Origin of the sequence: Variovorax sp. W2I14 (genome assembly GCF_050435205.1) — a bacterium.
Classification (GTDB): domain Bacteria; phylum Pseudomonadota; class Gammaproteobacteria; order Burkholderiales; family Burkholderiaceae_C; genus Variovorax; species Variovorax paradoxus_C.
Window position 1 is genome coordinate 2437709 of record NZ_JBNDJX010000001.1, and the last position, 18649, is coordinate 2456357.

Here is an 18649-nt window from a genome sequence, read left to right on the forward strand (position 1 = left end):
CGCCCGCTAGCGCATCGCGCCGGCGGGCTCCCGCGTGTCGACGGCGCGGATGATTTTCTGGCTCAGGGCCAGCAGTGGCGTGCTCAGTTCCGCCGACACATCGCTCGATGATTCCGTGGACGACACGCTCACGTTCAGCACGTAGCCCCACGCGGATTCCAGCTTCAGCGGCGCGGCCAGCGCCACCACCTCCGGCTGCCACGAGGCGGCGCACCAGCCCCGCTGCGCGACGCTCTCGATGGCCTTGTCGATCTCCTTGCGCAGCCGGGGCCAGTCGGTTCTTCGCGCGGCGAATTCAGCGAACAGCGCCTCGCGCGCGTCGGCCGGCGCAACCGCCAGCCAGGCGCGTCCCAGCGAGGTCAGCTCGATCGGCACGCGCTGCCCGCTCACCACATTGCGCAGCGACGCGCGGCGGTTGTAGCGGATCGACTCCAGATAGACCATCTCCGACCGGTCGGCCACCGCCAGCCCGACATTGATGCGCAGCTTTTCGGCCAGCGCCCGCATCAGCGGCGCCGCAGCCTGCAGCACGACCGAGCCGGTGCGCATGGCATGCGCCAGGCTCAGCACCGGCGCCGCCAATCGGTAGGCGCGCGCGCTCCGGTCGTGCGCCAGCATGCCGGCCACCACCAGCGTCTGCGTGAGGCGGCTCACCGTTGCGGGCGAAAGCCCGGTGCGCTCGGCGATCTCGCTGTTGCCCAGCAAGGCGGAGCCGGGCCGGAACGCACGAAGGATTTCCATGCCCCGTTCGAGCGAACGATTGAGCGTGCTTGCCATGGTGTCGTCTCCTTGGTTTCTCATTGGTGCGGACCGCCGCTCATTTCCACCGAGTGGAATTGGGCCGGTGCGCGGCGGGAGTATGCGACCTAAGCTGAAGGCTCGCTTCGAACCCCTACAAAGAGAGACACACACATGCCGACATTCGCATCCATTCGCACGCTCGCGTTATCGCTGATCGCATTTGCGCCACTCGCCACCTGGGCCGCCTTTCCCGACAAACCGCTGCGCATCGTGGTGCCCTTCGCGCCCGGCGGCGGCACCGACGCGATCACGCGCACGCTCGGCGTCGGCATGTCGGAGGCGCTGGGCCAGCCGGTCATCGTCGACAACAAGCCAGGCGCCGGCACGATCATCGGCAGCGACTTCGTCGCCAAGAGCGCGCCCGATGGCTACACGCTGGTCATGGCCACGTTCGCGCATGCGGTGAACCCAGCGCTGCAAGCCAAGCTGCCCTACGACACCGACAAGGCCTTCGCGCCCGTGGCGCTGATCGGCGTCTCGCCCAACGTGCTGGTGGTGCGCACCGACAGCCCCTACAAGACCGTCGCCGACCTCATCGCCGCAGCCAAGGCCAAGCCGGGCAAGCTGACCTTCGCGTCGCAGGGCAACGGCACCTCGGCGCACCTCGCGGGCGAACTCTTCAAGAACCTCGCCAAGGTCGATCTCTCCCACATTCCCTACCGCGGTGCGGGCCCCGCCATGACCGACCTCCTCGGCGGCCAGGTCGACATGATGTTCGCCACCGCATCGGCCGTGCGCCCCTTCGTCGACAGCGGAAAGATGCGCGCACTCGGCGTGACCACCGCGCGCCGCTCCCCTGCCTACGCCAGCGTGCCGACGCTCGCCGAGGCCGGTGTGCCCGGCTATGCGGCCGAAAGCTGGTACGGCCTCTACGTCGCGGCCAGGACGCCCAAGGACGTGATCGACCAGCTCAACGCCGCGGTCAAGAAAGCCGTCAAGACGCCCGCCTTCATCAAGCAGACCGAAGCGGAAGGCCTCGCCGTCGACGTCGGCGCGCCCGCGCAACTCGACACCTACGTGCGCGCCGAGGAAGTGCGCTGGCGCAAGGTCGTCAAGGACAACCACATCACCACAGACTGAGGAACATTCCCCATGAGCACCACCACCACACCCGACGCGGCACCGTCGCTGATCGAACTGGAGATCCGCGCCGGCATCGCGACCCTGACGCTGAACCGCCCCGAGAAACGCAACGCCATCACCGACGGCATGCGCAGCGACTTCATCGCCGCGCTCGAAAAAATCGGTGCCGACAACAGCGTGCGCGCGCTGGTGCTGACCGGCGCCGGCAAGGGCTTCTGCGCGGGCGGCGACGTGGCCGGCATGCAGCGGCGCATGGACGCGCCCGCGGGCGAAGTGGGCTTCAATGGCTGGAGCCGTCAGCAGCGCGTGCACCACTCGGTGTCGCTGCTGCACACGATGCCCAAGCCGGTGATCGCGGCCGTCAACGGCGGCGCCAACGGGCTGGGCGCCGACATGGCGATGGCCTGCGACTTCGTGCTGGCCTCCGACGCGGCCAGCTTCGCGTGGAGCTACATCAAGCGCGGGCTGATTCCGGACGGCGGCGGCATGTACTTCCTGCCGCGGCGCGTGGGCCTCTCGCGCGCCAAGGAACTGATCTTCACCGGCCGCAAGGTCGAGCCCGACGAAGCGCTGAAGCTCGGCATTGCCGACCGCATGACCAGCGCGCAGAACCTGCTGGCCGATGCGCACGCGTGGGCGACCGAGCTGTCGCAAGGATCGGCGGCGGCGATCGCGCTGGGCAAGTCGATCCTGAACCAGAGCTTCGAATCGCCGGCCGAACAGGTGTTCGCCAAGGGCAGCCAGGCGCAGGGCATCTGCTACACGACGCAGCAGCATCGCGATGCGGTGCTGGCATTCCTGAATGCGGGCAAGGAGAAAACGGCATGAGCGCCCTCTTGCCTGACATGCCCGACAACGCGATCGCACGGTTGATGAAGCCGCGCAGCGTGGCCGTGATCGGCGCCTCCGCCGATCCGGCCAAAACCGCGGGCCGCCCCGTCGCCTACCTCACGAAGCACGGCTTCGCCGGCGCGATCTATCCGGTGAATCCGCGCGCCGATGTGATCGGCGGGCTCAAGAGCTACCCCGACGTGCAATCGCTGCCCCAGGCACCCGATGTCGGCATCGTGCTGCTGGGCGCCGAGCGCGCGCACGAGGCGGTGCGCGAGCTGGCCGCGCGCGGCACGGCGGCGGCCATCGTGCTGGCCAGCGGCTACACAGAAGTAGGCGCGGAAGGCGCGCGGCGCCAGCAGCAGTTGCTGGAGGCCGCGGGCGGCATGCGCATCCTGGGGCCCAACACCATCGGGCTGGTCAATCTCACGGACCGCATCACGCTCTCGGCCACGGGCGCGCTGGAAATGCAGGACTTCGAGGCCGGCAGCATCAGCGTCGTGTCGCAGAGCGGCGGCATCCTCGGCGCGTTGCTGTCGCGGGCGGCGGCGCGCGGCATCGGGCTGTCGAAGCTGATCTCCACCAGCAACGAGGCCGACCTCGACATGGCCGACTTCATCGACTACCTGGCGGACGACGAGGCGACCTCGGTGATCGCGCTCTATATGGAAGGCGTGCGCAACCCCGCGAAGTTCAAGGCCGCGGCGCTCAAGGCTGCGCGCAAGGGCAAGCCGGTTGTCGTGTTCAAGGTCGGGCGTTCCGAATCGGGCGCGGCGGCGGCCGTGTCGCACACCGGCGCGCTCGCAGGCGCGGACCGCATGTACGACGCGCTGTTCCGCGAAGTCGGCATCGTCCGCGCGCAGACCTTTTCCGACCTGCTCGACTTGCCCGCTGCATTGGTCACCGGCCGGCGCCTTGCGGGCCGCCGGGTCGCGGTGCTCACATCGACCGGCGGTGCGGGAACGCTGGTGGCCGACAGCCTCGGCACCGCGGGCTTCGAGACCCCGGCACCCGACGAAGCCACGGCCGCCGCACTGCGGGCGCTGCAGTCCGGCGACCACGCGGTGCTGGACCGCAACCCGATCGACGTCACGCTGGCCGGCCTGCAGCCGGCCCTGTTGCGCGGCGCGATCACCTCGCTGCTGGCGAGCCCGAGCTATGACGCGGTGGTGGTGATCGTCGGCTCTTCAGGCCTCGCGATGCCCGACCTGATGGCCAGTGCCATCCACGACAGCCTGCCGGGCAGCGACAAGCCGCTGGTCGTGTTCGTGAGCCCGCATGCGCCCGGCATCGCGAGCCTCTTGAACCGGCGTGGCGTGCCCGCCTTCATGGCGCCCGAAAGCTGCACGAGCGCGCTCGCGGCGATGCTGGAAACAACGCAATGGAAAGCGCCTGCGGCGCGAGGCGACGACGCGATTGGCACCGTCCATCTCGACGATCTGCCCGATGGCCCGTTGAACGAAGCCGAGGCGAAAAATCTCTTCACGCGCTTCGGCGTGCCGTGCGTGCGCGAGCGCATCGTCGGCAACGCCGAAGAGGCGGTCGCGGCGGCGCGCGAACTGGGCACAGGCAAGGTCGTGCTCAAGATTCTGTCGTCCGAGATCACGCACAAGAGCGACGTCGGCGGCGTGGCGGTCGGCATCGCGGTGGACCGCGTCGGCGAACGGCTCGAGCGCATGGCCGCCGAGGTGAGCGAACGTGCCGGCGTGCGGCCGGCGCAGTTCCTGGTGCAGGAGATGGTCGAAGGCGGTGTGGAGCTGATCCTCGGCTGCCATCGCGACCCGCTGGGCCCCGCGGTGCTGCTGGGCATGGGCGGCGTCACGGCCGAACTGCTCAAGGACACGGCGTTGCGCATGGTGCCGCCCGGTGGATTGAGCGGCGACGAAGCGCTGTCGCTGGTGCGCGAGCTGCGCACATGGCCGCTGCTCGACGGCTTCAGGGGGCGCAAGCTGGCCGATGTCGATGCGCTGGTGTCGGCGATCGTCGCGTTCTCGCGAATGATCGACGCGCTCGGCGAGCGGCTCGTCGAGGCGGAGATCAACCCGGTGTTCGTGCTGCCGAAGGGAGAAGGCGTGCGAGCGGCGGACGGCGTGGCGGTGCTCGCACGCGGGTGACCTGACCGCGCGCCGTTGGATCAGGTCCTGCGGCGCGCGGCCTCCAGCGCTTCGGGGTTCACGACATCGGTGAGCCGCCCTTCGGCGAACGCGTTGATGTTGTCGAAGGCGATGCCGAAATAGCGCTCGTAATTGTCCTTCTCGACATAGCCTATGTGCGGCGTGCAGAGCACGTTGGGCAATGCGAGCAACGGATGGTCCTGCGCCATGACGGGCTCCTGCTCGTACACATCGACGGCCGCGAACCCCGGATGGCCCGCGTGCAGCGCCTGCTCGAGCGCGCCCTCGGCGACCAGCTCGGCGCGGCTGGTGTTGACCAGCAGCGCCGTGCGCTTCATGCGCGCGAGATCATCGGCCGTGACCAGCCCCTGCGTCTCCGCCGTGAGCCGCACGTGCAGGCTGATCACATCGCTCTCGGCGAAGAAGGCTTCGCGCGACGGCGCCACCTCGAAGCCGTCGGCGCGCGCCGCGGCGGTCGATGCCTCGCGGGCCCCACACCCAGACCTTCATGCCGAACACGCGGCCGTAGGCGGCCACCTGCCGACCGATGCGGCCGTAGCTCCAGACGCCGAGGCGCTGTCCACCCAGTTGCTGGCCGAGGTGCCCCTGCCAGAGCCCCTGGCGCATGCGGTTGGCCTCATCGACAAGGTGCCGGCGGCTCGCGAGCGCGAGCGCCCAGCTCAGTTCCGCGGTGGCGGACCCCGCCCCGCTGCCCTCGGCCACGAGCACGCCGCGCGCGGTGCAAGCCGCCAGGTCGACGTGCCCCGCGAGCTTGCCGGTCTGGCTGATCAGACGGAGCCTGGGCAGGCGGTCGAGCAGCGCGGCGTCGATGCGCGTGCGCTCGCGCGTCAGCACGATGGCCTCGGCATCGGCGAAGCGCTCGGCCAGTGCGTCGGTGCCCTTGACCGTGTCGTTGAAGATGCGCGTCTCGTGGGCGTCGAGCTTCGAAAAGCAGTCGAGGCCGCGAACACAGTCCTGGTAGTCGTCGGGGATGGCGATGCGCATGCGCGGGTGCTCCTTGGCTTTCATTGCAGCGTGATGTGAAGTTCCTCGACCGTGCGCTTCCACATCGCCAGGTCGTTGCGCACCAGCGTCGTGAACTGCTCGGGCGGCATGCCGCCGGGGGTGATGCCCTGGGCCTTGAAGAGATCGCGCACTTCCTTGGTCTCGAGGGCGCGTTTCACTTCGGTGTAGAGGCGCTGCGTCACGGCCGCCGGCGTGCCAGCCTTGAGCAGCAGGCCGTACCAGCCGTGCACCTCGAAGCCGGGGTAGCCCTGCTCGGCCACGGTCCGCACGGCAGGCAGCCCCTCGAAGCGCGTGGCCGTCGCGACGGCCAGGGCGCGCAGCTTACCGGCCTGGATGAACGGCAAGGCGCTGCTCATGTCGAGAAACATGAACTGGATCTGCCCGCCCAGGAGGTCCTGCACCGCGGGACCGGCGCCGCGATAGGGCACGTGCGTCGCGCGCATGCCGGCCCGCTTTGCGAACAGCGCCGCACCCAGGTGCGCCGAGGTGCCGTTGCCGGACGAGCCGTACGACAGGCCCTCCGGCCTGGCTTTCGCGCTTGCGACCAGCGCCTGCAGGTCAGGCGCGGGGAAATCGGTGCGCACCACGACGGCATGGGGCACGAAACCCACCACGGTCAACGGAGCGAAATCGCGCAGGGTGTCGAAGGGATAGCCGGGCATCAGCGCCGGATTGGTCACCGCCAGGATCGACGGAAAGACCAGCGTGTAGCCGTCGGCCGGCTGGTGCTTCACCTCGCTCATGCCGATGACGCCGCCGCCACCGGGCTTGTTGTCGATGATCACGGGCTGGCCCAGGTTCGTCGACATGATCTTGCCGATCGCGCGCGCCATCAGGTCGGTGGGACCGCCGGGCGAGAACGGCACGACGATGCGGATCTGCTTCGAGGGAAAGGTGTTGTTGTCGGCCCAGGCGCGCGGGGCCAGCGCCGTAAGCGCGAGTGCGCCTCCCATGGCATTGAAGTGGCGCCGGGAGGGGGCGAAGGTTGAGGGCACGCGTGTCTCCTTGGCTTGTGGATGCACCGCGGCATGCGATGAGCATCCTTGGCTTTTCGATACACCAGCTTAGGCCGGAGGTGACCTCGCCGCATCCCGCTGATTCCACTCCTTGGAATTGAAAGACCTGCTTTCAATCCGATCCGAACGCGATGCACCACAACCCCAATTAGTACGTTAGACTTCACTTCGGTAGCCCCTTGTTTTCTCCCTCCTCCCCTTCTCAGGGCTACCCTTGCCCGCCTCGTGCGGGCTTTTTCTTGCCCGAACGGTGCTGTCTCTCGCGCGGCGGCTGGCCTGTCCTACAGTTCGCAACACCCCGCGCCTGACAGAAAAATCTGCCCCGCACTGCGACCATGGCCTCTCCATTTCCACGGGCCAGGTATGAGCTTCAAAGACATCAGGGATCGGTTCGGCGCGTCGTTCCAACGAGGCGACCGCGTCATCTGCGAGGGCCGGTTCGGCACCGTCGCCAGCGCAAACCATTCGCACATCCGGGTGCGGTTCGATGGCAGGTCGATTTCGGCGCCCTGCGATCCGATGGATCTGCAGCTGGTGGGCTCCACGACGAGTGCGCCCTCGTCGTCCATGACTCAGTTTTCTTCAGTCCAGGAATCCGTGCCGCTTCAATAGGCAAAAGGCGGACGCATGCGGCGCCCGCAGGCGGATGGAATTACCACCATCAAGGCCGGATCTCCGTGACCTTCGCCCCTTGCAGCGAAGCGCCCGCTTCCAGCCCCACATTCGTCATCACGAAAGCCACCACCGGCTGCCGGAAGGTGCTCGTGTCGACGACGCCATTGGCGCCGTACCTTGCCACGGCAACCGTGGCGTCCGCGCCCACTGTCCAGCCTCGGCTCTGGCGAAATTTATCCAGGGCGTCGCGGGAAGTGAACACATAGAAGACGGCCTTCGACTGCGCACCGGCCTGAAAGCCGATGGAGCCGGCGGTCGTGCTGTAGTAAGCCTCCGTGCGGCCATTGCTGCGCAGGACGCCGCGGCCATATTCGGCGCCTACGCCCAGGCTTGCGCCGACCACGGACGGAAAGACCAGCACACCCGGCGCGCCGGCAACGAGCGCGCGTGAGCCGGCGACGGTCTCATAGAGCCTGGAGAGTGACGCGTCGACCTGCGCATCGATGGCCGATGGCGACGATGCGGGCGTTCGTGTTTGCGCCGTCTGTGTTTGCGACGGGGCCGAGGCGCCGCCTGCCGTACCGGTCGGCCGGGTGACGGTGCAGCCGGCCAAGGCGAAGCTCGACGCAACGGCAGCGGCGGCAAGCAATCGGGAAGATGTGACGTACATGACAGCTCCTCACTCAGGAAGGGCCGGGCGAAGGACCTGGCGCGAGGGACTCGCTCGTCGGCGAATCCCTGGGCGCCTCGTCCGGTCAGGCCGGCACGGGTTGGGAAATGCCGCAGAGCGCCTCCGTGGCCGGCTTGACCTTGGGCTCCTTCACCGCGACATCGGCCAGCGCCAGGATGCCCACCAGCCGCCTGTCGCGGTTGACGATGGGCAGGCGCCGGATCTGGTGCTCGGCCATGAGCTGCGCCGCATGATCGACGGCGTCGTCTTCATAGGCCCAGCGAATGCCGTCCGACATGACGTCCCGCACCTTGGCGTTTCCGTCATGTCCCTCGGCGATGCCGCGGATGGCAATGTCGCGGTCCGAGATCGCGCCGATCATGCGGTCGTTCTCGCCCACCGGCATCATTCCGAAGTCGCCGTCGCGCATGCGCTGCGCGGCTTGTGCGATGGTTGCATCGGGGCTGATGACCTCGACGTCACGGGTCATCACAGCGTTGACTTTTCGCATCTGGAAATCCTTTGAGAAGAAGAAAAAAAGAAGACAGCACAGCCGCGCACTCGCGGCGTGAACTACAGGTCTAGTCTTCTGTGCGGTGCGCTGTGTAGGACAACTTCCGAAAAGCCGGTGGTGCAAAGAAGGCGCTGGATCTTTCGCGGGCGCCTCTCGCCTTCGCGCTCGAATCCGCCTTCATCGCGCGCAAGAGGCGATGCCTGCCTACACGGACGTTCAGCTGCGGCGCGACCATGAAGCGCCCCTTTCAAAGAGCCTAGAACAAGGAGCGCCACCCAAGGAGTTCTTCATGCAGACACTTGCAATTTCGAGCGAGCGGCGGGCGCGCCTTCTGGCGGACAGCCTGCTCGCCATCAATTCCCACAATCAGGAAGTCCTTCATGGGCTCACCCACGAAGAGTCGCAGTTCCTGATCGACTTCGACGACAGCACGCCGAACGATGCCACCACGCTCGAGCGGCGCTGCGAGCTTGCGCTCCGGCACGAACAGGCGCGGCTGAGAATCGCGGTCGCCGACGACGAAGGCAGTGCGGACGAAGAGTACCGGCTGCGGGTGGAAACGAGGTTCTGAGCGCTCCTCTCCCCACGGGCGGAGCGAAGAACTTATTGGCTTGATCGCCCGGTCAGCTCCGTGGCTCGCCGATGCCGCTTCCCCCCGCTGGCGCATCGGGCGTGTCGCTCCCGGTCATCAGCCCCGGAGGCGGCGCCTCGATGTCCTGGGTCCACGTCGCCACATCCCGCTCCGTCATGCCGCTCGCAGGCGTCAGGCGCCCATCCACATAGCCGCCCTGCTGGACATCGTGGAGATACTGCTCGCGAGACAGCAAGGTGCCGGCGCACACGTTGCGGTCCGACGGCGCCGCGGGTCCGTGCGCTTCATCTGCCAGGCGATCGCTCAGGCGGGTCATGACCCATTCCGGTATGCGGTGGCGCTCGCCCGGGTAGATGTAGCCGAACAGGACCAGGTGGGCCAGCAACACCCGCCAATGCGGACCGAAGCGATCCAGCAGGCTGGCCCAGTCCAGCCGCTCGGCGCGGGCCAGCAGCAGGTGGGCGATGTCGCCGCCGTCGTAGCGCTCGCGTTCCATGATGAAGGCCTTGGACAGCAGGCTGTCCTCCACATTGGCCACATGCACCGGCACGCCCAGCACCTCGGAGCGGCAGTTGCCCTGGAACCAGCGCGCATCGACCGGCGTCACGCCGTTGCCCGAGTTGAAGATGAGGTCGATGAACGCATCGCCCTCGTACACCTTCGCCAGCCAGTGCGGATAGGTCATCTCGGTGCGCCAGCCGTGCTGCTGCATCAGCGCGGCAATGCGCTCGAAGTCCTCGCGCAGGATGAACAGGTCGAGGTCCTTGGTCGCGCGGCGGATGCCCGTGTAGCAGGCCAGCGAGAAGGCGCCGCCCACCAGAAAGGGAATGCCCGCGTCGCGCAGGGCGCGCAGGCTCTGGCGATAGAAATCGGCCACATGCGGCGCGACTTCTTCTTCGAGGGACGGGGCGAGCGCGGTCGTGGATGGCATGCGTGAAAGGTGGCGCGGCCCGGCGGCGCGGGGGCAAAGCCAACGGCCTCAACGCGCGTCGGCAGGCGCCTACAGCGACTGCGGGATGAGACCGATGACGGTGGCGCGAGGCACGGCCCAGTCTGGGCTCAACCTTCAGAACCGAAAAACGAAAGAACAAGCGAGCCGCCATGCCTGCACCGAAATCCTCGACCCACATCCGCTTTGCCGCCGTCGGCGACATCCATGTCCAGAAGGACTCCGCCGGCACGCTGCGCAGCCTGTTCGCCGAGGCCGACGAAACGGCCGATGCGTTGTTGCTGTGCGGCGACCTCACCGACTACGGCACGGAGGAAGAAGCCCGCATCCTGGCCGAGGAGCTGGGCGCGGTGCACATCCCGGTGGTCGCGGTGCTGGGCAACCATGACTACGAATCGGGCACGCCCGAGGTCGTGACCGACATACTGGTCCACGCGGGCGTGCGCGTGCTCGACGGCTCGGCGTGCGAGATCGAAGGCGTGGGCATCGCAGGCGTGAAGGGTTTCGGCGGCGGCTTCGGCCGCGGCACGCTCGGTGCATGGGGCGAGCCCGCGATCAAGCTGTTCGTGCAGGAGGCGCTGAACGAGGCGATGAAGCTCGAATCGGCGCTGGCCAAGCTGCGCACGCGGCGCCGCATCGCACTCCTGCATTACGCGCCCATCGTCGGCACCGTCGAGGGTGAACCGGCGGAGATCTTTCCCTTCCTCGGAAGCAGCCGGCTGGAAGCCCCGCTGCTGCGCTACCCGATGGACGCCGTGTTCCACGGCCACGCACATCGCGGCACGCCCGAGGGCCGCACCATCAACGGCGTGCCGGTCTACAACGTGGCCAAGCCCTTGCTGCAGCGCACCCGGCCCGATACGCCGCCCTTCTTTCTCTTCGAGTTGCCGCGCGAGCCGGTCGACGAAAGAACGCCGGCGGCTGCCCAGGCATAAGACAAGAACCGGGGACCTGCCTCGCAGGACCTCGACGTCAGGTGAGGACCCAGTGATCCACCACCATCCACAACGCCGCCGCGACCATCATGAGGTTCTCGGTCAGCGACACGAACCCGAGCGGCACGTTGCTGCTTCCCCCGACGCATGCGCACTTGAGCTCGCGGCGATCGACATACACCGCCTTGACGACCGAGACCGCGCCCACGCTTCCCACGAAGATCGCCAACGGCACCGCAACCTCGGGCAGCCGCTCCGCCACCATGAGCACACCGGCTGACAACTCGGCGAACGGATAGAAATAGGCATAGGGCACAAAGCGCCGTGCCAGCAGGTCGTAGTTGAGGAACATGGTCGAGAAGCTCTCCACGTCCTGCAGCTTGAGCAACGCGAGGATGCACATGCTGAACGCGATGAACGAGAGGAAGAGCTGCGAGCCGGCCAGCGGGCGGCCGGCCGCCAGCAGGCTCGCGCCCGCCAGCAGCAGCGCCACCGCGAACACCGCGATCACCGGCCGGTACGACGCCTCGCCCGGTTTCCGCACCGCGAGGCCGAAGTGGCGCCGAAGCTCGTCGTAGCCGCCGATGCGCTGTCCGCCGATGAAGACCTGCGGTGTGGTCTCGACGTGCTGCTCGGCCTTGAACGCATCGGTCTGCGCTCGCGTGCGCAGCCACCGGTCGTCGACCCGATAGCCCTTGCGGCGCAAGAGGAAGCGCGCCTTCAGGCCGAACGGGCAGACATGTTCGGGCATGACCATGCGGTACAGCGTGGCGGTCTTTCCGGCGGCGGTATGGTCGGCGGTGCGTGTGGTGGTGTTCATGCGTGGGCTTTCCGGTTCACACCGATCGGTGCGGGGTCGAGCACGGGCATGTCGAACGACGCGGTCGTGCTCCCTCCTCCACAAGGCAAGCGGCTACTTGCCGGGCCTGGAGTTCGCGTTGCTGGGAGGCGGCGCCGGGGAGGTGGCGTTGTCCTGCGGATTGCGCCGTGTGAGCCCGCCGGTGGCCGACCCGCCTCCGGGCCGCTGCGTGCGATTCCCTCGCACCTCGGGCGGCCCCTTGCTGGAATCCAGGGGGTCGGAGCGCCCGGTGTCCACGGTGCGCGCCGGCTCGGCTGGATGACTCGCCGAATTGCCCTGCGTGCTGGGCGCGACCGATCCCTTGGGATTGCCTGTCGACGAGCCCTGCGCGAATGTGGCGCCCGCGACCATCATCAGGCCCGCCAGGCCCGCGTAGGCACAGACAGCCCGCATGCGCGTCCCGCCACTGTGCTTGGTCGTTGTCGTAGTCGTCATGTCCGTCATTTCATGCTCCTTGTCGCGCCAACATCACCGCGTTGCGACGCTCCGCGTGTCGGACATCGCCTGAGCCCGCCGTCAATCAAATCGACAGGGCCGGCGCGCGCCCTCAGCCCGATTCCTACAACGCGAATCGCGCATGGCCGATGAACCGCCTCGCATGCGCAAGAGACACCATTCGCCTGGGCTTTGCATCACTGGCGCCGGCGCTTCCCAGGCGCGTCGGCATGGAGAAAACGGCCATGGCAAGCACGACCAATGTCATTTCATCGGACCGCGTCGAAGGAACGACGGTCTACAACCCCGCGGGCGACAAGCTCGGGAGCATCGACGACCTCATGATCGACAAGCTGTCGGGCCAGGTGCGCTACGCGGTGCTGGAGTTCGGCGGCTTTCTCGGCATCGGCACCGACCGCTATCCGATCCCGTGGAACATGCTGAAGTACGACACCGCCCAGGACGGCTACGTGGTGCCGCTGGACAAGGCGACGCTCGAAGGCGCGCCACGGTATGCCACCGCCAGCATTCCCGACTACGACGAGCCGTATACCCGCAGCATCAACAAGTACTACGGCTTCTGACCCCCGACGGCGTGTCCTGCAGCCGTCCGCGCCGCGGCTTCAGAGCCTGGCGATGGCGGCCTTGAGTTCCTCGATGGAGGCCGGCTTGGGCAGGTGCGCATTGAAGCCGGCTTCGAGCGCGCGGCGCGCGTCGGCGCGGCGCCCGAAGCCCGACATGGCAATCGCGTGCAGCGCGCGCGTGGCCGGGCGCTTGCGCACTTCCGCGATGAACTGGTAGCCGTCCATTTCGGGCATGCCGAGGTCGGACACCAGCAGGTCGTAGGTGTTGGCATCGAGCAGTTCCAGGCCCTTGCGCGCGCTGTCGGCGACGTCCACGACGGCCCCTTCCAGGCGCAGCACCTCGGCAAAGGGCGCCAGCGCATCGACATAGTCGTCCACCGCGAGGATTCGCCAGCCGCCGAAGCTCACTTCGGCGTGCGGCACGTTCTTCGCCGGCCTGTCCGTCGCGCCGCTGCTCGGCAGCCACACCGTGAACTCCGCACCCTCCCCCGGCCCCGGCGACTTCACCTCCGCGCGGCCGCCGTGCGCCAGCGCGAGTTCCTGCACGAGCGCCAGGCCGATGCCCAGGCCGCCGTTGGGCAGCGCCGTGTCGCCGTTGGCCTGGTTGAACATGCCGAACACGTGCGGCAAGAACTCCGCGGCGATGCCGCAGCCAGTGTCGGCCACGGTGAGCCTGGCGAAGTCGCCCTCGGTTTCCACGCGCACGCTGATGCGTCCGCCATCGGGCGTGAACTTGACGGCGTTGCTCAGCAGGTTCCAGGCGATCTGCTCGACACGCACCCGGTCGCCGTGGCAATGCACCGCCTCGTCGCAATGGGTCTCCAGCAGCAGCTTCTTCTTCGGCGCGTCGGCCACCGCGGCCTGGGCCACCGACTGCACCAGCTCGCCCAGGTCGACCGTGACACGCGAGAGCCGCAGCTTGCCCGTGCGGATGCGCGACAGGTCCAGCAGGTCGTTGATGATCCGCGTCTGGCTCGCCACGGCGCGCTTGATGGTTTCGCCCACGCGCTGCACGGCCGGAATCTGCGCGGCCGCCGGCAGATGCATGAGCAGTTCGGCATTCATCTGGATGAGGTTCAGCGGCTGCTTGAGCTCGTGCGACATCACGGCCAGGAACTTGTCCTTCAGCTCGTTGGCCATCTGCGCGCTCAAGTTGGCCTGCTTCTCCTTGAACAGCCGGTGCTCCTGCGCCAGTTCCTGCTGCTTCGTGCCGGTCATGTCCCGCGCGATCTTGGCGAAGCCGCCGCCGCTCGCGTCGTCCAGCGGACTCATGACGCCGCTGCAGAAGAAGCGGCTGCCGTCCTTGCGCTGGTGCCAGCGCTCATCGGCGGCGCGGCCCGTCTCGGCCGCGCGGCGCATCTCCTGCTGCGGCACGCCGTGCGCCTGGTCTTCGGCGGTGAAGATGACCGCGATCGGGCGGCGCAGCATCTCTTCTTCCGTGTAGCCGAAGATGCGCTGCGCGCCGACGTTCCACGAGGTGATCAGCCCGGCCTCATCAGTGGTGATGATCGCGAAGTCGCGCGTGGTCGCCGCCACCAGGCGCAGGCGCTCCTCGCCGGCACGCACCTTGTCCTGGGCAAAGCGCAGCTCGGACACATCGAAGAAGTTGAGGATCGCGCCCTCGATCTTGTCCTCGGCCGTGCGGTACGGAAGGATGCGCGCGAGGAAGTGCCGGCCGTCGGTGCTCGGCACATGGCGCTCGATGGTGCGCAACTCGTTGAAGGCCGCGGCTGTGTCTTCCGCGAGCTCGGGGTAGTCCAGCCGGCTCGTGATGTCGAAGAGCGAACGCCCCAGGTCCGAGGGAATCAGGTTGAACAGGTTGCCCGCGTGCGGGGTGTAGCGCTTGACGTGCATGCCGCGGTCCACGAAGACGGTGGCGATCTCCGAGGACGCGATCAGGTTCTGCAGGTCGTCGTTGATGTGGCCGCGCTCCTCGACCTTGACCTTCAGCTCGAAGTTGACCGTCACCAGCTCCTCGTTCATCGACTGGAGCTCCTCCTTGCTCGTCTCCAGTTCCTCGCTGGCCGAACGCAGCTCCTCGTTGATGGCCTGCAGTTCCTCGTTCGAGGCCTTCAGTTCCTCGGTGGAGGTCTCCGCGCTCTCGATGGTGTCCTGCAGGTGCAGCTTGAGCTGGCGTATCTCTTCCTCGAGCTGCCCGATCAGCAGTTCGCGCGCCGCGTCGACCGGCTCGCCGTCGTTCGCACGCATGCTTTCCTCGACCTCGTCGAAGACGACCAGCGTGAACTGCTGCGACTCGCCTTCCGCGGGCTGCAGCGGCCTCACGATGATGTTCAGGAAGACCTGGCGCCCGTTCTGCTGCCGCTGCACCAGCCGCGTTTCCACGCTGCGCGCCGTCTGGCTCGCCTTGAAAAGCGCGGTGCGCAGCTCCAGGCGAATGTCCGGGCGCACGTTGTTCAAAAGGTTGTTCGAAGGCTCTCCGCTCGCGCGCTCCAGGAAGCGCCCGACGCCGTTCGACAGGTGCAGCACCTCGTGCTCGGCGTTGATCAGCACGCTGGGCGGCGAGAACTGTTCCAGCGCCGCCTGGTGCAGCTCCGCGAAACTCGCGCGCTCGGAGCCGGTGCGCTTGGACGCCCGCCGCGGCGGCACGAAGGCGCCGGCCTGCGGCGCGGGTGGCATGTCGCTGATCAGCGGCATGTGGCGCCCGGGCGGCAGGTCGGGATTGACGCGGAAGATGCGGTTCTTCTTGTCGACCGGCGTGAAGAGGTTGCCGACCGCATCGATCGATTCGGAGGTGCCCAGGAACAGGTAGCCGCCCGGCTTGAGCGCAATGCGGAACATCTCCAGCACATGGGCCTGCGCGGCGCGGTCCAGATAAATCAGCAGGTTGCGGCAGCAGATCAGGTCCAGCCGCGAGAACGGCGGATCGCGCAGCAGGTTGTGCGATGCGAACAGCACCGGCTCGCGCACCGTGGTCGATACGCGGTACTGGTCATGGTCCTTCATGAAGAACTGCCGCAGCCGCGAGGGCGTCATGTCTTCCACGATGCCCTGTGCATAGACCGCCTTGCGCGCGGTGGCGATGGCGCGGTCGTCGATGTCGGTGGCGAAGATCTGTATCTCCAGCGGCCGCGCGTGCAGGTCCGCCTGCTCGCGCAGCAGGATGCTCAGCGAATAGGCTTCCTCACCGGTGGCGCAGCCCGCGACCCACGCGCGCAGCGGGTCGCCCGCCTGCTTGCGCTGCAGCAGTTCCGGCAGCACATCGCGCTCCAGCGCCTCGAAGGATTCGCGGTCGCGAAAGAAGTTGGTCACGCTGATGAGCATGTCCTGCAGCAACGGCACGGCCTCCTGCGGGTGCTCGCGCAGGAAATCCCGGTACGCCGGCAGGTCCGTCAGCCGGTTCACCTGCAGCCTGCGTTCGATGCGGCGCAGCACGGTGGCCCGCTTGTAATGCCTGAAGTCGTGCCGGGTGTGGGTGCGCAGCAGGCCGATGATTTCCTGCAGTGCCTGCTCCGCCTGCTGGGCGGCCGCCTGCGTTTCGGGCGGCGCGACGAACCCGCCGATCTTCTCGGCATCGGGCATCCGGATCTGGCGCGCATTGGTCCAGAGATCGATCAGCCGCTGGCCGATTTCCGCGGCCGGCAGCACGATGTCGACCATGCCCGTGGCAATGGCCGCCAGCGGCATGCCGGTGTGCGCTGCGTCGTCGGGCGCCTGCGCGATCGCGATGCCGCCGCGCTCCTTGATGCGCGTGAGCCCGACCGCCCCATCGCTGCCGGTGCCCGACATCACGATGGACACCGCCCGTTCGCGGTGGGCTTCGGCCAGCGTGCGGAAGAAGACGTCCACCGTCACATGCTGGCCCTTCGCGCGCTCGCTCGGTGCGACGCGCAGGTAGCCGTCGTTCATCGTCAGCTCGACCCCGGGCGGGATCACGTAGACCTGGTCGGCTTCGATGGGCGTGGGCCCGGTCACCTGAGACACCTTCATGCGCGTGGTGCGCTGCAGGATGTCGGCGGCGCTGCTTTCGTGCTTGGGCGACAGGTGAAGGATCACCACGAAGGCCATGCCGGCACGCGCGGGGAGGTGCTCGAAGAAGCGCAGCAGCGCCTCGAGACCGCCCGCCGATGCGCCGACGCCGATGACCGGGAAATTCAGCGAGCTCGGGATGACGGCCGAATCCAAGTCCGGCATGGAAGCATCGGAAGGGATGGCAGGGGTGGACTCGGAGGGGACGGGCTCATCCGCAGCGGAAGATGTGGAATCGGGCAAATCGTGCTCACTACAGATGGGCGGAAGCGGCCCTGGAGCCGCTCATGGGCGGGATTGCGATTTTGCCCGCGTTGAGGAGGTGCCGAAACTCCCCTCGCCGGTCGCCATCCTGGACGGCCGCTGCATCGCAGATGCGGCCTGTCGCGGCCCGTCGCTCCCCCTGATTTGCGCAGTTTCCGACTTGAATCCAATGGTGGATGTAGGAGGTCACGCCGTGGCATTCGAGGCCGGGAATGGCAACGCGGCGCCAGGCGCCGAGGCTGCGAATGCGCCCTTCGGTCGCCGGTGAACAGCGCCTACACGGACAGGAACCTTCGGGTGAAACGGTAGAGCCTTGAACGTATGCAAGAGCGAAGGAGCAACAACGATGCCCACGCGAGCTTCAGCTACAGCCATGGCGTCGGCTGCAAGGGCCGTGTCGATGATCGGTGCGCTGGCACTTCTTGCCGGGCTTGCCGCGGCGCAATCGCCGCAAGGGCAGCAAGGCCAGCAGCCCGCGCCAGCCGGTGCGCCAGCAAAGCCAGGCGGCGAATCGGACTTCATCGTGAAGCCCCCTGCCGCCGTCGATCCGGCGCTCACCAAGCCCGCCCCCGCGGGAAAGGACCCCGGCCTGGTGAAGAAGCCACCCGCGCATGTGCAGGACGCCGAGCCGAACGGCGCCGGCAAGACGCCTGAAGCGCCCTCGGCCCCGTCGCGGCGGGACGGCTGCAAGGAGCCGTCCGCCAAGGATTGCGAGCAGAAACCCGTGCGCTGAACGCCGCGCCCAAACCACCCAACCTCCTTACAGGAACACAGGAACACCTCGCCATGAAATCCAAGATCCTCAACACGAGCCCCGAGCGCACCATCGCGCTGGTCTTCGACAAGGGAGACGACGTCGTCTCCCTCCTGGAGAAATTCGCGGAGGACAACGCGCTCTCGGCCAGCCGCTTCAGCGCCATCGGCGCGCTGCGTGGCGCGGTGCTCGGCTACTTCGACTGGGAGCGGAAGGACTACGAGCGGATTCCGGTCCAGGAGCAGGTCGAGGTGCTCTCCTTGAACGGCGACATCGCGCTCGACGGCGATCGGCCCAAGGTGCATGCGCATGCGGTGCTGGGCCGGCGCGATGGCAGCACGATCGGCGGCCATGTGCTGCAGGCCACCGTGCAGCCGACGCTCGAAGTGCTGCTGATCGAGTCGCCCGGCTACCTGCGCAAGACCTGCAACCCCGAGACCGGGCTGGCCCTGATCGACATCGACGCCTGAGCAGGCGTCGTTGGCCTGTCGCGGGATGCGGGAGGGCGTATTCCGGCGCGCCTTGAAGGCGCCGGACTACAAAGGACCGCCAGAAGACTTCTAGATTCCATGTCGCCGCGCACAGACAGACAGACAGACAGACACCACCGAAGGACACCG

17 protein-coding genes and 1 pseudogene are annotated in these 18649 nt (G+C 67.7%); 9 read left to right on the forward strand and 9 right to left on the reverse strand.

What is annotated here, in order from left to right:
• Positions 1-6: 6 nt before the first annotated feature.
• Positions 7-777, reverse strand: coding sequence for an IclR family transcriptional regulator (locus QF040_RS11290; protein ID WP_429611092.1), 771 nt, complete (start codon positions 775-777; stop codon positions 7-9).
• A gap of 135 nt (positions 778-912) precedes the next feature.
• On the opposite strand from QF040_RS11290, the gene QF040_RS11295 reads away from it, so the two are divergent.
• From QF040_RS11295 to QF040_RS11305, 3 genes are read left to right on the forward strand one after another with little or no spacing between them, the layout of a single operon-like run.
• Entirely contained in the window at positions 913-1881 is a 969-nt protein-coding gene (locus QF040_RS11295; protein ID WP_429611093.1) for a tripartite tricarboxylate transporter substrate binding protein, read from the forward strand.
• Positions 1882-1893: 12 nt separating this feature from the next.
• Positions 1894-2712 (forward strand): enoyl-CoA hydratase/isomerase family protein, encoded by an 819-nt coding sequence (locus tag QF040_RS11300; RefSeq protein ID WP_429611094.1) that lies wholly within the window; start codon positions 1894-1896, stop codon positions 2710-2712.
• The gene (locus QF040_RS11305; RefSeq protein ID WP_429611095.1) at positions 2709-4829 is read left to right on the forward strand and encodes an acetate--CoA ligase family protein; all 2121 of its coding nucleotides are present in this window, start codon (positions 2709-2711) and stop codon (positions 4827-4829) included. The genes QF040_RS11300 and QF040_RS11305 overlap by 4 nt, the downstream gene beginning before the upstream one ends.
• Before the next feature lie 20 nt (positions 4830-4849).
• On the opposite strand, the pseudogene QF040_RS11310 reads toward QF040_RS11305, so the two are convergent.
• Together QF040_RS11310 and QF040_RS11315 are read right to left on the reverse strand one after the other, a co-directional pair.
• Positions 4850-5834: pseudogene (locus tag QF040_RS11310) on the reverse strand (D-2-hydroxyacid dehydrogenase family protein).
• A 20-nt stretch (positions 5835-5854) separates the two neighbouring features.
• Positions 5855-6850, reverse strand: a complete 996-nt coding sequence (locus QF040_RS11315) for a Bug family tripartite tricarboxylate transporter substrate binding protein (protein WP_429611096.1) — start codon at positions 6848-6850, stop codon at positions 5855-5857.
• A gap of 384 nt (positions 6851-7234) precedes the next feature.
• On the opposite strand from QF040_RS11315, the gene QF040_RS11320 reads away from it, so the two are divergent.
• Positions 7235-7483, forward strand: a complete 249-nt coding sequence (locus QF040_RS11320; protein ID WP_429611097.1) for a hypothetical protein — start codon at positions 7235-7237, stop codon at positions 7481-7483.
• 49 nt (positions 7484-7532) lie between these two features.
• Here the strand turns inward: QF040_RS11320 and QF040_RS11325 are convergent, their stop codons facing one another.
• The gene (locus tag QF040_RS11325) at positions 7533-8156 is read right to left on the reverse strand and encodes a BPSL1445 family SYLF domain-containing lipoprotein (protein WP_429611098.1); all 624 of its coding nucleotides are present in this window, start codon (positions 8154-8156) and stop codon (positions 7533-7535) included.
• Positions 8157-8241: 85 nt separating this feature from the next.
• On the reverse strand, positions 8242-8667 hold the full coding sequence (locus QF040_RS11330; RefSeq protein ID WP_429611099.1) for a CBS domain-containing protein: 426 nt from the start codon (positions 8665-8667) through the stop codon (positions 8242-8244).
• 292 nt (positions 8668-8959) lie between these two features.
• On the opposite strand from QF040_RS11330, the gene QF040_RS11335 reads away from it, so the two are divergent.
• Positions 8960-9241: a hypothetical protein gene (locus QF040_RS11335; RefSeq protein ID WP_429611100.1), complete on the forward strand. Its 282-nt coding sequence runs from the start codon at positions 8960-8962 to the stop codon at positions 9239-9241.
• Between the two features lie 52 nt (positions 9242-9293).
• Here the strand turns inward: QF040_RS11335 and QF040_RS11340 are convergent, their stop codons facing one another.
• A complete protein-coding gene (locus QF040_RS11340) occupies positions 9294-10193 on the reverse strand; it encodes a nucleotidyltransferase (protein WP_429611101.1) in 900 nt (299 codons plus the stop codon).
• 170 nt (positions 10194-10363) lie between these two features.
• Between QF040_RS11340 and QF040_RS11345 the strand changes: the two genes are divergently transcribed.
• On the forward strand, positions 10364-11146 hold the full coding sequence (locus QF040_RS11345; protein ID WP_429611102.1) for a metallophosphoesterase family protein: 783 nt from the start codon (positions 10364-10366) through the stop codon (positions 11144-11146).
• A 37-nt stretch (positions 11147-11183) separates the two neighbouring features.
• Here the strand turns inward: QF040_RS11345 and QF040_RS11350 are convergent, their stop codons facing one another.
• Together QF040_RS11350 and QF040_RS11355 are read right to left on the reverse strand one after the other, a co-directional pair.
• Positions 11184-11966 (reverse strand): MauE/DoxX family redox-associated membrane protein, encoded by a 783-nt coding sequence (locus tag QF040_RS11350; RefSeq protein ID WP_429611103.1) that lies wholly within the window; start codon positions 11964-11966, stop codon positions 11184-11186.
• Positions 11967-12059: 93 nt separating this feature from the next.
• Positions 12060-12440 carry a hypothetical protein gene (locus QF040_RS11355; RefSeq protein WP_429611104.1) on the reverse strand — a complete coding sequence of 127 codons (381 nt, stop codon included), beginning with the start codon at positions 12438-12440 and terminating at the stop codon, positions 12060-12062.
• A gap of 245 nt (positions 12441-12685) precedes the next feature.
• On the opposite strand from QF040_RS11355, the gene QF040_RS11360 reads away from it, so the two are divergent.
• Complete coding sequence (locus QF040_RS11360) at positions 12686-13024, forward strand: PRC-barrel domain-containing protein (RefSeq protein WP_306878635.1); 339 nt, start codon at positions 12686-12688, stop codon at positions 13022-13024.
• A gap of 39 nt (positions 13025-13063) precedes the next feature.
• Here the strand turns inward: QF040_RS11360 and QF040_RS11365 are convergent, their stop codons facing one another.
• A complete protein-coding gene (locus QF040_RS11365; RefSeq protein WP_429611105.1) occupies positions 13064-17176 on the reverse strand; it encodes a CheR family methyltransferase in 4113 nt (1370 codons plus the stop codon).
• Between the two features lie 445 nt (positions 17177-17621).
• On the opposite strand from QF040_RS11365, the gene QF040_RS11370 reads away from it, so the two are divergent.
• Both QF040_RS11370 and QF040_RS11375 read left to right on the forward strand, forming a co-directional pair.
• On the forward strand, positions 17622-18008 hold the full coding sequence (locus QF040_RS11370; protein ID WP_429611106.1) for a hypothetical protein: 387 nt from the start codon (positions 17622-17624) through the stop codon (positions 18006-18008).
• Between the two features lie 53 nt (positions 18009-18061).
• Entirely contained in the window at positions 18062-18499 is a 438-nt protein-coding gene (locus QF040_RS11375) for a PPC domain-containing DNA-binding protein (RefSeq protein WP_429611107.1), read from the forward strand.
• Positions 18500-18649: the final 150 nt, after the last annotated feature.